Annotated in this window: 14 protein-coding genes and 2 pseudogenes; 7 read left to right on the top strand and 9 right to left on the bottom strand. The window is 58.0% G+C overall.

Annotation, left to right across the window (positions count from 1 at the left end; translation table 11 throughout):
* Positions 1-192: 192 nt before the first annotated feature.
* From GNH96_RS11870 to GNH96_RS11855, 4 genes and pseudogenes are all read right to left on the bottom strand, one after another.
* Positions 193-1,145 (bottom strand): IS5 family transposase gene (locus tag GNH96_RS11870; RefSeq protein ID WP_228719842.1). Its coding sequence is split into 2 segments (ribosomal slippage): positions 193-729 and positions 732-1,145, totalling 951 coding nucleotides; the frame shifts between segments, so codons are not numbered across the junction.
* Between the two features lie 37 nt (positions 1,146-1,182).
* A pseudogene (locus GNH96_RS11865) lies at positions 1,183-2,266 on the bottom strand (IS630 family transposase).
* 99 nt (positions 2,267-2,365) lie between these two features.
* On the bottom strand, positions 2,366-2,761 hold the full coding sequence (locus GNH96_RS11860) for a transposase family protein (protein ID WP_267313397.1): 396 nt from the start codon (positions 2,759-2,761) through the stop codon (positions 2,366-2,368).
* Between the two features lie 23 nt (positions 2,762-2,784).
* Complete coding sequence (locus GNH96_RS11855; RefSeq protein WP_169603871.1) at positions 2,785-3,282, bottom strand: helix-turn-helix domain-containing protein; 498 nt, start codon at positions 3,280-3,282, stop codon at positions 2,785-2,787.
* Between the two features lie 197 nt (positions 3,283-3,479).
* Between GNH96_RS11855 and GNH96_RS11850 the strand changes: the two genes are divergently transcribed.
* Positions 3,480-3,701, top strand: coding sequence for a hypothetical protein (locus GNH96_RS11850; RefSeq protein WP_169603870.1), 222 nt, complete (start codon positions 3,480-3,482; stop codon positions 3,699-3,701).
* An 81-nt stretch (positions 3,702-3,782) separates the two neighbouring features.
* Here the strand turns inward: GNH96_RS11850 and GNH96_RS11845 are convergent, their stop codons facing one another.
* Entirely contained in the window at positions 3,783-4,262 is a 480-nt protein-coding gene (locus GNH96_RS11845) for a hypothetical protein (RefSeq protein WP_228719841.1), read from the bottom strand.
* A 37-nt stretch (positions 4,263-4,299) separates the two neighbouring features.
* Entirely contained in the window at positions 4,300-4,767 is a 468-nt protein-coding gene (locus GNH96_RS11840) for a DUF302 domain-containing protein (RefSeq protein WP_169603869.1), read from the bottom strand.
* Between the two features lie 17 nt (positions 4,768-4,784).
* Between GNH96_RS11840 and mobA the strand changes: the two genes are divergently transcribed.
* Positions 4,785-5,393 carry a molybdenum cofactor guanylyltransferase MobA gene (gene mobA / locus GNH96_RS11835; protein WP_169603868.1) on the top strand — a complete coding sequence of 203 codons (609 nt, stop codon included), beginning with the start codon at positions 4,785-4,787 and terminating at the stop codon, positions 5,391-5,393.
* On the opposite strand, the gene GNH96_RS11830 is transcribed toward mobA, so the two are convergent.
* Genes GNH96_RS11830 through GNH96_RS11820 form a run of 3 tightly spaced genes read right to left on the bottom strand, consistent with a single transcriptional unit; the run spans position 5,378 to position 8,218 of the window.
* Complete coding sequence (locus GNH96_RS11830) at positions 5,378-6,451, bottom strand: ABC transporter ATP-binding protein (protein WP_169603867.1); 1,074 nt, start codon at positions 6,449-6,451, stop codon at positions 5,378-5,380. The genes mobA and GNH96_RS11830 overlap by 16 nt on opposite strands.
* Positions 6,448-7,035: a GGDEF domain-containing protein gene (locus GNH96_RS11825; RefSeq protein ID WP_169603866.1), complete on the bottom strand. Its 588-nt coding sequence runs from the start codon at positions 7,033-7,035 to the stop codon at positions 6,448-6,450. Before GNH96_RS11825 ends, GNH96_RS11830 begins: the two co-directional genes overlap by 4 nt.
* Positions 7,022-8,218: an FIST N-terminal domain-containing protein gene (locus tag GNH96_RS11820; RefSeq protein ID WP_169603865.1), complete on the bottom strand. Its 1,197-nt coding sequence runs from the start codon at positions 8,216-8,218 to the stop codon at positions 7,022-7,024. The genes GNH96_RS11825 and GNH96_RS11820 overlap by 14 nt, the downstream gene beginning before the upstream one ends.
* A gap of 193 nt (positions 8,219-8,411) precedes the next feature.
* On the opposite strand from GNH96_RS11820, the gene GNH96_RS11815 reads away from it, so the two are divergent.
* The 5 genes and pseudogenes from GNH96_RS11815 to GNH96_RS11795 form a co-directional block, all read left to right on the top strand.
* Positions 8,412-8,846, top strand: coding sequence for a hypothetical protein (locus GNH96_RS11815; RefSeq protein WP_169603864.1), 435 nt, complete (start codon positions 8,412-8,414; stop codon positions 8,844-8,846).
* A 361-nt stretch (positions 8,847-9,207) separates the two neighbouring features.
* Complete coding sequence (locus GNH96_RS11810; RefSeq protein ID WP_169603863.1) at positions 9,208-9,567, top strand: hypothetical protein; 360 nt, start codon at positions 9,208-9,210, stop codon at positions 9,565-9,567.
* 143 nt (positions 9,568-9,710) lie between these two features.
* Entirely contained in the window at positions 9,711-11,303 is a 1,593-nt protein-coding gene (locus tag GNH96_RS11805; protein ID WP_228719840.1) for a multicopper oxidase family protein, read from the top strand.
* A gap of 361 nt (positions 11,304-11,664) precedes the next feature.
* Positions 11,665-11,826 carry a DUF2933 domain-containing protein gene (locus GNH96_RS11800; RefSeq protein ID WP_223163411.1) on the top strand — a complete coding sequence of 54 codons (162 nt, stop codon included), beginning with the start codon at positions 11,665-11,667 and terminating at the stop codon, positions 11,824-11,826.
* A pseudogene (locus GNH96_RS11795) lies at positions 11,823-14,294 on the top strand (HAD-IC family P-type ATPase); the annotation flags it as partial. The gene GNH96_RS11800 and the pseudogene GNH96_RS11795, both read left to right, overlap by 4 nt.
* Positions 14,295-14,309: the final 15 nt, after the last annotated feature.

Here is a 14,309-nt window from a genome sequence, read left to right as displayed (position 1 = left end):
ATATTAAGTCTAGTGTAACGTCCCCAACGTCACTTTAGGGAACCTCTGAACAAACCCGATTTGGCCGGTAAAAACACATCCCGCTGATAATCAGGCTTTGAAAATGGGTGAAGGGTACCGAAATTCCTTACTTACCGTGGCGATCCCCCCCGGATGCGCCCGTCGGGGCGGATGCCGGGCGCACCTCGCCCCTCAGGTCATCAATGCGCGCATCTTTAGGTAAAGATGGGTCAACCCTATCAGGGTCAACACCTGGGCGGCGTTCTTAGCCAGACCCCGGTAGCGCGTCTTGGTGTAGCCGAACTGCCGCTTCATCACCCGAAAAAGGTGCTCGACTCGGCTGCGGATCGACGACATTCGCCGATTGCGGCGTTTCTGCGCAGCCCCCAAGCGCCGTTTCGGACGGGCTTTCAAGGCGACGCCCCACACGACCCCGGCCTGCCGCGCAGCGCGCTTATAGGTGTCGTTGACGTAGCCGGCATCGCCGAGGATCAGCCGGTCGTCCTCGCGCAGCAGGTTCGGCAACTGGCTGATGTCGGCGGCATGGGCCGGTGTCACCGAGACCGTGTGGGCGACGCCGGTGTGAACGTCCGCTCCCACGTGCACCTTCATGCCGAAGAACCACTGATGGCCCTTCTTGGTCTGGTGCATCTCGGGGTCGCGGGTCTTGGCTTTGTTCTTCGTCGATGGCGCGGCGTGGATAATCGTCGCATCCACCATCGTGCCCCCCCCTTGAGCAGCAACCCTCGCGCTTCCAACACGTCATTGATGGCGTTCATCAACTTCGCCGTCAGCTCGTGACGTTCCAGCAGGCGCCGGAAGTTGAGGATCGTGGTTTCATCCGGCAGCGCGTCATCGGCCAACTCCAGACCCGCAAAGCGCCGCATCGATTCGATCTCGTACAGGGCATCTTCCAGGCCCGGGTCGGACAAGGCATACCATTGCTGGAGGAAGTAAAGCCTGAGCATCGTCGCCAACGGGTACGGTTGACGACCGCGCCGACCCGCTTTCGGGTAATGCGGTTCGATCACCGCCAGCAACTCCGGCCACGGCACCGCCTGCTCCATCTCGGCCAGGAACTTCTCACGCCGGGTCTGCTTCTTCTTCCGGTCAAAGGCTAAGGAGGCGAAGGTGGTCTGTTTCATCGGGGCTCCGCGTTCAGGGGTTCTGGGCAGGAATAGCTTACCCGCAGGGTTTGTTCAGAGGTTCCTTAGCTTTGGCGACTTTTGCCAAAATCGCGTCGGGCTTGGCAGTCCAGTGGTACGGCTTTGGATTGGCATGGTGGTGCTCCAGGTACTCCATGATGGCCGTCTTCAGTTCCTCAACGCTACGAAAGACGCCACGACGGATGCGTTCCTCGGTGATGTCGCGGAAGAAACGCTCCACCAGATTCACCCAGGATGCTGACGTCGGCGTAAAGTGCAGATGAAAACGTGGATGCTTGCCCAGCCAATCTTTCACGTTGGGATGCTTATGCGTGGCATAGTTGTCGACGATCACATGCACCCCCCAAAGCCTTGTCCGTAAGTTTATCGAGCTTCTTCAGAAATTTGAGAAACTCATCGTTGCGGTGCTTGGGCAGGCATTCGCCGATGACGGTCCCCGCGTGGACATTGAGGGCCGCGAACAAGGTCGTGGTGCCGTGGCGCTTATCGTCGTGCGTCATGGTGCCGTTCTTGCCCGGCTTCATCGGTAAGCCCGGTTGCGTGCGATCCAGTGCCTGGATCTGGCTTTTCTCATCGACGGAAAACACGATGGCCTTCTCCGGTGGATCGAGATACAGTCCCACGACATCCCGCAGCTTCTCCTCAAATTGCGGATCGTTCGACACCTTGAAACCCTTGACGCGGTGTGGCTTCAACCGATGCTCCCGCCAGATGCGATGCACCGCCATGCGCGAAATGCCCACCTGCTCGGCCAAGGTTCGGCAACTCCAGTGCGTAGCTGCCGCTGGCTTTCCACTCAGCGTCAGGGTCAGCACTTCCTGGACTTTTTCCACCGGCAAAGGCGGCACCCGCGACGGGCGCGTCTTCCCATTCTTCAAGCCCTCGATGCCGCACTCCAGATAGCGCCGGCGCCAGAGATTCAGCGTCGGATTGCTCACCTTGAGCGTCTCCATGATCTCCTGGGTCGAACAACCCTCCGCCGTCATCAGAACGATACGCGCCCGTAAGGTTGGTTTATCGCCCACCGCCCGACTCTTTACCCAACGCGTGAGTATCGCAAGGTCACCCTCTCTCAGTTCAATCGTCATCGGCTTTCGCATCAGCCAATGATAACATTTATAAATTTATGTCAGGGGACGCTACACTAGCATAATTCTATGCCCTTCTCAATAGGGTTGCTTCCAATGATAACCATATGATCACAAAGACATTTTTAGATTCCAAAGGCCAGCGGCAAGGCCGAAAAACCCATCGATGAATATGTTGAGTCGGTTTCTAATCCGATGCATCAAGCAGTGAAAGGTCTTCATTCCTCCAATGGAGTGCTCGACTGAGATTCGGGTTCGTGCTTGCTTTTTATTCTCTCGTATTGGTTGAACTGTCAACGCGGCATGAGGATTGTTCTTGGATGTCCTGGGTTTCTTGTGAGGAAGGTGAATTCTGGCTTTATTCCCATCATCGGCAGCGGCACCAAAGAACCCCAAATCCAACCAGACATCGGCGCCATCAAACCACGATAATGCAGGATCGAACAGTTGCTTCATCAGCGCATCATCATGAACGCTGCCGGCCACCATACCTCCAACGAATAGAATTTGCCGCTCAAGGGTCGAAATGACTAAGGTTTTAACCGTATGTCGTTTTTTTTGCCGCTATAGCGGGCTTTTTGCTGATCGTCATCCTGCGGCCTGACGCAACCGCATTCCACTCCGTCAATGATGAGATCGCCATGTTTTTCAATCAGTTTCATCATCTCTCCCGGTGTCGTCAGCGCCCGCTCTGGCAGCAGATCGAGCTTCGCCAAGCTGCGCCGCAACACGGGCAGAAGTTGTTCCACATGTCGATGCGCATGCCCCGAACTCAAGCCAAAATGAAAGCCCAGGACATCGAAGGTACAGTAGGTCTTGAGGTAATACAAAATGAAGAACAGCTTCTTATCCATCCGATCGAGATAGCCAACATGACCTCCTTTTTGTACCCGTTTTATTTCGCCTTGCCTAACACGTTCTTGCTGAATCTCCGCATAGGCCTCTTCAAAGATAGGGTAGAGCTTGGCGAATTGAGCCTTGTTCATTCCGATCAGGGCTCTGACAGTACGTTCGCTGGTTTCTTCCATGAACTTTTCAAAAATCACTGACTGACACCATTCGATTGTTGTTAATGGGTATATTTATACCACAATAAATCCATTTTTATCATCGGAAGCAACTCTAATATATCGCACGGGATGATGTTTTCGTCTACACCCTCTTATTGCCGAAAAATGAGCCGGCCAATTGGGTGCCTGTGGTGCACTTCGCTGCCAGGAATGGAATGACGGTAAATGCAGGCTACTTTGGCAGAGCCGATAACGCCAAGATCGATCGCGTCAGACGCGATCTGGCTTTGTCCCTGTCCCGCAATGAACTGTCTCGGGATGCGTTATACGTATTTGAAGACGACCCGTTATGGGCGCTGGCCTCTGGGCGCGTTTCCAAGGCGGATTTGGCCGGAGAAGTGGATGGTTTGCGCATCATTGCCCCGAATTTCAGATGAGGTTTGCGCCGTCGTGCACCTCAATCCCTGGGATGCACCGGCGGGCCGTGTTCGAAGCCGTGCCGGGGCAGGTCCTCGCGGCTATTTCCCGTCTTGGCCCCGGGTGCTCCCCGGCGCCTTCGGGAAACAGGTGTCGTTTGCCGCTGCCTTGGCGTCCTTGAGCTTCTTGCGCAGCTGTTCGGATTGAGGGGGATCGCGGAAGACGCTGCCGCGTTCGCCCGCCATGCCGAACAGGTTGGTGAAGGTCACGGCCTGGTCGTACTCTTCCGGGGCCATGGCCTTGGCAATGACGTCGACGGCGCAGGCGCAGTGGTACATGTTGTCGTAGTTCTGCCCGCCGTGCTCCTGCATGCATTGCAGGACGTATTCGACCCGTGTCAGCGTCGGGAAATCGTTGGCGCCTTGGGGAGCCGCCGCCCCGGCGGGAGTTTGCTCGGAAGCGGCCGAGGTCTGGACCGTCGGTTGCACCGGTTGGGGGTCACAAGCATTCAGGCCCGCCAGCAGCAGAGTCAATGCGACGGGCCGGGTCGTTTTAGCGGGGAAGGTCTTCGCCATGGTCATGTCGGATCGGTGAGGAGGTATGAGGAGGTATAAGGAACTAATTCTCGGCGGCAAAGTCGACGATTTTCTTGAGTTTTTCATTCATCCCCCGGGCGAAATCATCGAGGGGCGGGTTTCGGGTGGTTTCGGGCAAGAGATGCGCCGTGATCCGAGTGCGTCCACCCTCGAAGCGGACGGCGACGTTGCAGGGCATCCACGCCACCGCCGCCGGCTCGATTTCCAGCATCTGCCGGGCCAGGGTCAGATTGCAGAATTGCAGCGTATCATAATCGGGAAAGTCTATATGATCCCGCTGGCGTATCACACTGCCGATCTTGTTGTGGCCGGTGATCCGGAAATTCCGTTCGGTGATCGCCAGCTCCAGTTCGGCCATCACGTCGGCGTAAGGCTTGGTGGTTTCCACTTCGTAGTAATCCGCGCGCCAGTCCGGCGTTTTCGCGGCGCAGCCGCTCAGGACCGCTACCGCGAGGATCGGCAGCAGGCGTCGCATGGGTTGTTCGGTCATCTTAAAGGATCAGCGTCGTGAATTACCCTTCCCCCAAGATTACCGGATGCGTGCTGGCCGGCGGAAGAGGAAGCCGCATGGGCGGCCGGGACAAGGGGCTGGTGCCGTTCAGGGGCAGGCCGCTGGTGGTCTACGCGCTGGAGGCCTTGCGGGCGGTGGCAGGGCAGGTGGTGATCAGCGCCAACCGTAGCCGGGAAATTTACGCCGGGTTCGGCTGCCCGGTCATCGCCGATGAGTGCCGTGAATTCGAGGGGCCGCTGGCGGGGCTCTTGAGCGCGATGGCCTGGGCCGACACGGAATTCGTTCTGACAGTGCCTTGTGATACGCCGCTGGTCACCGCCTGCGTGTTGAAACGCCTGGTCGAGGATCAGGTGGCGTCGGACTGTGATATCGCCGTGGCGCACGATGGCGAGCGCCTGCATCCGGTCTTCCTCATCGCGCGGCGGTCCTTGCTGGCCGATCTCCAGGCATTTCTGGCCTCGGGAGAGCGCAAGGTCGAAGCCTGGCTGGCCCGGCACCGGACGCGGCGGACCGACTGCAGCGATGTGCCGGAGCTGTTCGCCAACGTGAATTCCCTCGAGGAGCTCCGGGCGCTGGAAGCGCGCGACGGTCAGGCCAACACCTGACCGGACCGGTCGAAAAAATGCAAATCTTCCGGCGCCAAGGTGAGGCGGACGGCATCGCCCCGGGAATGGGGCTGCAGGCCGGGGAGGCGGCCGATCAGGCATGCCGGACCCGATTCATGGGCGAAATGCAGCAGGGTCTCATGGCCCAGATATTCCACGTCCTGGACGCGGGCATCGATCCCCTCGGCCGGGTCTCCCGCCAGCCGGACCGCTTCCGGCCGGATGCCGGCGACGGCCGCCTGTTGCGGTGCCCTCGCCCTTCCCAAGAGCAGGCGGCTGTGACCGAGACTCGGGAATACGATCTCGCCGGGCCGTTCGACCCGGACCGGCAGGAGGTTCATCGGCGGATTGCCGATGAAGCCGGCGACGAAGGTATTGACGGGACGGGCATAGAGTTCGCGGGGCGAGGCGGCCTGCTGTAACCGTCCGCGGTCGAGAACCGCGATGCGCTGGCCCAGGGTCATGGCCTCGACCTGGTCGTGGGTGACATAGATCATGGTCGTCCCGGTCCGCCGCTGCAGTTCGGCGATCTCGGCGCGAACCTGGGCGCGCAGGCGGGCGTCCAGGTTGGCGAGGGGCTCGTCGAGCAGGAACACTGCGGGCTCGCGGACCAGCGCCCGTCCCATGGCGACGCGCTGGCGCTGGCCGCCGGAGAGCTGGGCGGGGCTGTGGTCGAGGAGCGGCAGCAGATCGAGCATTCCGGCCACCCGTTCGATTCGCCGCTTGCGTTCGGCGCCGCCCATGCGGCGCATCTTCAGCGGAAACTCCAGGTTGCCGCGCACCGTCATCGTCGGATAGAGCGCGTAATCCTGGAACACCATGGCGACGTTGCGCTCCGCCGGGGACAGGGCGTCCACGTTCGTGGCGCCGATCCGGATCGAACCGCCGGTGGGCTGGTCGAGCCCGGCCAGGAGCCGCAGCAGGGTGGATTTGCCGCAACCCGATGGGCCGACGACGACGAGAAGTTCACCGTCGGCGATTTCGAGGCTCAGCTCGGACAGCGCCGCGAAACCGCCCGGATAGGTCTTGCTCAGGCGTTCGAACGCGATGCTGCTCATGTGAATTCGCCGGATTCGGTGTCGGCATGGCACTCGACCCGATTGCGGCCGGCCTTTTGGGCCGCGTACAGCGCCCCATCGGCGGAGCGGATCAGCAGGTCGCCGGTGACGCCGAAAGACGCCGTAACCTGCAAAACCGCATCGCCGCGATCGAACGGCACCGCGGCGCAGCTTTTCCGCAAGTGTTCCGCGCGTTCCGCCGCCTTGGCCAGCGGCATGCGCGGGCAGACCAGCACGAATTCCTCGCCGCCGCAGCGGCAGCCCATGTCGCTGCCCCGCATTGCCTTTTCGTCGCGCACCCGCTCGGTGATGAGGATGCCGACCAGTGACTGGTCAAGCACGGCGCGGAATTTCGCTTCGGATTCCTTCAGCACCCGGTTGATCTTTTCGATTTCGCGCAACGCCGCGCCCAGCTCCGGGGTGCGCTGCCTGACTTGGTTCTCCAGCACGATCTTCCCCTGGAACAGCCCGAAGTAGGAGGTCGGCCGCAGGTTCGGATTGTTTTCCACCCGGTCCATGATGATATCGATGATTTCGTTCAGGCGAGCGATTTCCGCGCGCAGGACCTGCTCATTGTCCGTCATGCCGAGGTCTCCCGGGGGCGCCGATAGCGATTCCGGTAAAGGTCTGGTTGATATGTACGCCGAGATATTGCTCGCCGTAGGTGCTGAAGCCCACGGCGTGGTTGTTCTGAAAAATCCTGCCCACCTGCTGCTTGACGCCGCAGCGGGTCATTTCCAGGTTGCGGAAAATGCAATCGCAGGCAATCACGCCTTGCAGCGGACCCAGGGTTTCCCGCAGCTGCTCGAAGGTCTGCGCCACGTTCCGTTCCAGGTCTCCGCTACGGCCCAGGCGCAGCACCATGCCTGTCTCGATGGCGCAATAGAAGGTCAGGCTGCCGTCGGCGTTGGCTTTCTGGATCGAACGTACATAGTCCGTGCCGCCGATGCGCACCACGACGGGCGAGGCCGCGAAATGCTCGGAACCGACCTGCGCGGGATCGATGCCGATCAGCCGTGCATATTCCTGAAGAGCCGGCCTGCCGTTGATTTCCCGGACGATGCGGTGGGCGGTATCGGCTTCGGTGACCATCATGCGTTCGTCGGTGACGGCGAAATGTTCGGTCATGAACGCCTTGAAAGGCAAGGGCGTGCTGAAAAGCGTCAGAACCGCGGTGTCGGTGTGGAAATGGCCGTCGAAATAGACCTGGGTCTTCGCGAACTTCATGCCGTCGCCGGCCGAGCCGCCGATCAGCGGAAGTTTGCCCAGAGCATCCTGCAATACATGGGCGACCTCTTCCTCGCGAACCGATAGGCCATCGATCATCAAGAGGGCGAAACTGTTCTCCGGACGCGCCCCTGGGGCCGAAACCTCAAGCCGTTGCAGGAGTGCTTGCGCCAGGGCATAAGCTCTGGCCGCGACGAATTGCTGCAGACCGGTCAGGATATCCGCCACCGCATGGAAGCTGTCGGCCTGGAAGCTCGCACCCGCGAGGCTATGTTCGCGGTAGCCGGCCGGTCCGATTTCTCCGGCCGTGGTGCAGCCGACGACCTGGAGACCGGCGAACAGACGGCGCATTTCAGCGGCGATCGCGTCGAGATCGTATTCGCTGGAGCAAAAGAACGTCACCAGCGCCGGCTGCTGAGATTTGACGCCTGCGTGGAACTCCCGCACGGCTTCGCGGGGATCGGCGGCGCACGACTGGGCGATTCGGATGGAGGAGGAATTTTTTCCTCCCGTAGCTGAGCGGGAATTCCGGTTTTTCATGAAAGGGCGCTGGCTATTTTTGCCTTTCTATCGGTTGAGCGGGTCAACATGAGCGTCATCGCGCCGGTGAAAATCCGGAAGTGCATGGCGATGCCGCTTGGCTCGAACAGGATGGGACCGCTTTAGGTCACGTCACTTGACATGCTTGGCTGTCTCAGCCAACATTCGAGCGGGTTTAAGGAATTCTCCAATCGTGCTGAATTCGTTCAGATACAGAAGACATCGATGCTGGATATGCTTTCTGGCGCTGATGTTAATTGCCGCGCAGTTTTCGTCCATGCTGCGGGTGAGCTGCGTCGTGCCTGTGACACACGATGAACATCCTGTCTTGCTGGATTGTGCCGGCCAATCTTCCCATGCGCATGACGGTCGCGATCATCATGCCCAGGTACCACTGGATTGTGCGGCCCATCCTTGTATAAACGCTATCTCCGGCAGCGACGACGATGCCGTCCTGAAAAAACAAACCGCGCCTGAGATGGTTATCTGGATAGCTATCGCTATCCTACAGACTCTGATATCCGTCGCGCTCATTGAGATTTCCAGTTGCGCGCGTAATCCACGCGATTTCCGGCTGCGCGCGCGCGAAACTCCCCTCATCTACCAATTCTGCAGTCTGCTCAACTAGCCCCTCTCCGTCTAAAAACCTCGGGATATAAGGTTTTTACGATGGGGAGTGGCTATGTCTTTGTCATGCCGGTTTTCCCCGGCAAACTCAAGTTCGTTCATTGCTGCGCTTTATATAATCGGGATTTATCCGAGGAACGCGTTCGCCTGCGTTGACGACCCTCTGTTAGAAGAAAACCTATGCCGTAGGGCGCGCTCCGGAAAAAATTCCGGGAGGCCCACGACAGCATCACGGTTGCAAGTCCAACTTCCGGAACATCATTCAGAAATGGAGGAGGTAACATAAAGCGGACAGTTAATCATATTTTGTGTTTCAACAAATAAGCCCGTAATTAATCTGACATTGATCAATGAGGTATGCCATGAACAATATGATCAAAATATTGCTGCCAGTTGCTCTAACTCTTGGGCTGCTGGCCAGCTGCGCCCAATCGAATCTCCACCCTATGGACATGACTGCCGCGGTACAGAGCGCCAAGACCAGGGCCGACCACGAAGCGCTGGCGGCGCATTATGAACAAGCTGCCAAAGATGCCGCGATCAAAATTGACGAGCACAAGAAGCTTCTCGAGCAATATAAAACACGGGGCTACCTCTATGGAAAACAAGCCTTGAACTTCCAATCTCATTGTGAAGCGATTATTCGCTCTTATCAGCAGATCGGGAATGCCAACTCGGAGATGGCGAAGATGCATCGGCAGTTAGCTGAAAGTGCGAAGTAATCAGTAAGACCAAGGAGTCGCGGCAGAGGCAAGTTTCGGAACTGCCGCGTATCTCCTGGTAATTATTTGTATAAGGATGAGATATGAGTATACATGGTATCAATCGGAACAGACGTAGAGCACTTAAATGTATTGGAGCCAGCGTGGGGCTGTCCTTGCTGGCTTCTCAAAATTGGTTGGTCAGAGCCTCTGAAAATGACATGGCGACTTCGTCCGATGCAGACTTTCAGCCCAATGTAGAAATCAAACTTACGGCCCGGAAAGTAGATGTGCCTATCTTTCAAAAAGGGAGAAATACATCGTGCTATAAATATGTTGGTGAAGTTATTAAAGGGCCTGCGGATACGCTGATTGATATGCCTAGCTATCTTGGGCCAACTCTGAGATTTCGCAAAGGTGATAAAGTCAAAATATACTTTACGAATGATCTGCCGTCCGAGCAAAGCAATATCCATTGGCATGGATTGCATGTGCCAGAAGCGGCCGATGGGCACCCCAAAGATCAGATTGGCCACGGGGACATCTATGTTTACGAGTTCGAAGTCATAAATCGCGCGGGAACCTATTTCTATCATTCTCATGCGCATGGCGCGACCGCCACCCAGGTTTACAAGGGATTGGCAGGCGCCTTGATCATAAGTGACGACGACGAAGAAGCCGTAGATTTGCCACGCGGCGAATATGATATCCCCTTGTTGATTCAAGATCGCAGCTTCACAAAAACAAACAAACTTAGTTATTTTGGGGGCGTTGACGGCTTCTTCGGTAACCGTATTTTAGTTAATGGCAAGCCAAACGCAAAGCTCAGTGTGAACCGAGGGCAGTACCGCTTCCGTTGCATAAATGGATCAAATTCCAGGATTTACAAACTGGGCTGGAGCAATAAAATGCCGCTTGTCGCCATCGGTGTGGATGGCGGCCTATTGGCGCAGCCGGAAACGCGGCCTTATATCATGCTTGCACCTGGTGAGCGTATCGATTTATGGGTCGATTTCAGCCACATGAAACCCGGCACTGAACTTCTATTAAGGAGTCTGGCTTACGCTGGGTTCATGCCACATCAAGGCATGCAGAATAATGAACACGGGGGCATGGGGATGAGCGGCAAGGGAATGGACATAGTAGATATGCCCAGCAAGAAGCCTGGCCACCTCATGAGGCAGAGCGCTGCAGTGGATATTCTAAAGATCAAGGTAGGAAAAAACAGCGCGGCAAATCAGCTGACTTTGCCGAATAAGTTGTCGGAGATCGAAGCCTTGGGGATTCAGGATGCGGATAACGGCAGCACACCGCGCGTCATCCGCATCACCCAGGCAATGGATGCCACCATGACCCCTCTGTTCAATGACGAGCCTTTCCCGCAAGACCTGGTGTCCGTAGACCCGGATGAAATCATTAATATTAACTCAGCGCAATACTTTTCAATTACCCATGACCATGGTGGCATGGGAGTGCAAAATATGACGATGATGTCGATGGCGCATCCCATCCATATGCATGGATCATCGTTTCAGATAGTCAAGCGCTCATTCAAGGAAAGCGGAGACCATAGAAACTACGCGACCATCAAGGATGGTTTCATCGACGCCGGATGGAAAGACACGGTTCTGGTCGTCGAGGGTGAGGAGGTGGCGCTACTGAAGCGGTTCGATACCTATTCAGGACTCAGCCTATACCATTGTCATAACCTTGAACATGAAGATAACGGCATGATGCGAAATCTTCTCATCCGGTAAATCGTTTCGCTCTTTTTTCCGGTCGGTTTTCTGTTTTATTAGAGGCGACCTGCCGCCGTTGCGATCCTTCTGCGTTTGCAACCTTATTCTAAAACAGGCGGAGGGCGGAATGAGAACTTTAGGAAATATAGGCCAGGATGTATTGACCCTGTGGGTGGCCAATCCGACGGCTGCCGTGGACTACATGATCGGTCAGGTGCCATAGGGTCGGAAAGGGACACTCAGTCTCAGGACCGGCCCGCTGCCGGTCCTGCGGCTCCGCCGAAAAAATCATTATTCGGGAGATGTTTCGATGGTTCTGGAGCGTAAATATCACGGCGTCCCTCCGACGCAATCCAGCTGGCGCCATAAGGCGGCGTTGATGGGTTTTTTGGCTCTGAGTCTCTATTACCTGGTGATGGAGCACACGGCCCATTTGTTCGGTCTCTTGTCCTATTTGTTGGTACTGATCTGCCCGCTGATGCATTTCTTGCACCATGGAAGTGAAGGCATTCATTCCGAGCACAAGGAGCGTAGTCCATGAACCACGCACCCGTTTACGGCCTTTGGGGTTTGGTGATCGCCAATTCGGCGGTGTTCATCCTGTTCGCCTTCAGTTTCTTCAAACCACGCACGGCGCTGGATTGGCGCAGTTTTGGGGCCTTCTCGGCTTTTCTTGTCGCGTTGTTCACCGAGATGTACGGCTTTCCGCTCACCATCTACCTTTTGTCAGGCTGGCTGAGCCTGCATTATCCGGATATCGACCTTCTCTCCCACGAGGCGGGACATCTTTGGCATACCCTGCTGGGCCTGCATGGCGATCCCCATTTCGACCTTCTTCACATCCTGAGCATGGCGTTGATTGCGGGCGGCTTCTGGCTGCTGGCCTCGGCGTGGCCGGTGCTCTACGCCGCGCAGCGCAGCGGCACCCTGGCAATTACTGGACCCTATGCCCGCCTGCGTCATCCTCAGTACGCCGCCTTCATCCTGATCATGCTGGGATTTCTGCTGCAGTGGCCGACCCTCCCGACGCTGGCGATGTTCCCTGTCCTGGTCTCAATGTACCAGCGGCTCGCCCGCCGGGAAGAGCAAGAAGCGCTAGTCCGCTTCGGAGCACGCTACGCACGATATAAAGCGCGGACACCGGCCTTTATTCCCCATCCCGGCAGAAGAACGCAAACGGATCGCAACACTCGGGGTACCGAGCAAGCAGGCAAGGCTTCTCGCCTTGAGACTTGGCACGACCGACTGATCGAGGACATTACCGCGCAACTCGGCGCCGATTTCACCCACGGACTGGCTTCGGAGGAGGCCAGGCGGCGGCTCCTCGAACAGGGCCGCAATGAGTTGAGCAAAGGCAGAAGCGTTTCAGCACTGGCCATTCTGGCCGGGCAATTCAAAAGCCTGGTCATCTGGATATTGATCGGCGCGGCTTCCGTCTCTATCGGCCTCGGCGAATGGAGCGACGGCATCGCTATCCTGGCGATCGTGATCCTGAACGCGATCATCGGTTTTTTTCAGGAATACCGTGCGGAGAAAGCCGCTGCCGCCTTGGCTCGCCTCGCCGCGCCCAAGGCCCGCGTGATCCGCGGTGGGCATGCCACCGTGGTGGCCGCTGCGGAGATCGTGCGGGGTGACATCCTGCTATTGGAGGCCGGCGATCTGGTAGCGGCGGATGCCCGTCTGGTCGAAGCTTCGGTCCTGCAAGCCAATGAGGCCTCCCTCACCGGCGAGTCGCAGCCCGTGGAGAAACGGGTCGCAATGCTGCCGAAGGAAACCCCTTTGGCCGATCGCCGCAACATGATCTTTCTCGGCACGAACATCGTCAACGGTTCCGGACGCGCCTTGGTCGTGGCGACGGGCATGGACACCGAAGTCGGGCATATCGCCCGGCTGCTGCAAACAGCGAGAGCCGATGAAACCCCCTTGCGGCACCGGCTGGATCGCGTCGGACGCCGCCTCCTGTGGATTTGCCTCGGAATCGTAGCGGTTGTGTTTGGGTTGGGACTCCTGCGTTCGAACGAGCCGTTCGAATTGTTCCTGAACGCGGTGAGTCTGGCAGTGGCAGCGATTCCCGAAGGGTTGCCGGCGGTGGTGACCGTGGCGCTCGCCTTGGGCGTACAGCGCATGGTGAGGCGCAATGCCCTGGTCCGGCGTCTGCCGTCGGTGGAGACGCTGGGTTGCGCCCAGGTCATCTGCACGGATAAGACCGGCACCCTCACGGTCGGCGCCATGACGGCGCGCAAGATCGTTACCCAGGAGCGCCTGTTCAGCGTGACCGGCGAAGGTTATCACCCCATCGGTTCATTCATATGTGAGGGAAGGGAGCAACGCGACGATCCTGCGCTGTCCGCACTTTTATGGGCTGCCGTCGCCTGCAACGATGCCGAGTTGACCGTGCGGGACGGACGCTCCGAAATCGTGGGTGATCCAACCGAAGGGGCGTTGCTGGTGGCCGCCGCCAAATGGGGCATCAACCGCGCTGCCGTCGAGATTGAGATGCCCAGGTTGGCTGCTCTGCCGTTCGATTCCGATCGCAAGCGGATGACCGTCATCCGGCGTTGGGAAGAGGACAAATCGGCAGAAAAGCCGATTTGCACGCCGAGCGCCCAAGGGGTGCGGTATAGGGAGGTACCGCACGAACCCCGTGCCTTTGTCAAAGGCGCTCCTGAAGTCATCCTGGAGCTCTGCACTTTCATACAGACCAAAGAAGGCGTGAGACCCATGACTGCCGAGGATCGTGTCGCCATGATCCACGCCAGTAAATTGCTGGCCAGCGATGCGCTGCGGGTATTGGCCATCGCCGAACGGGTGCTGGAATCGTTTCCGGATCGTCCGCCGGACTCAATCGTTGAAGCCGAAATCGAACAAGGGCTGACACTGCTTGGACTGGTTGGCCTGCAAGACCCGCCGCGCGGAGAGGTTCGCGAAGCGGTCGCCAAATGCAAACGCGCCGGCATCAAGACCGTGATGATTACCGGCGATCATCCCGCTACGGCGCAAGCTATCGCCCATGAGTTGGGGATA

Source organism: Methylococcus geothermalis (genome assembly GCF_012769535.1).
Classification (GTDB): domain Bacteria; phylum Pseudomonadota; class Gammaproteobacteria; order Methylococcales; family Methylococcaceae; genus Methylococcus; species Methylococcus geothermalis.
The sequence above is the reverse complement of the archived record's forward strand: the minus strand, read 5'-3'. Positions and strand labels throughout refer to the sequence as shown.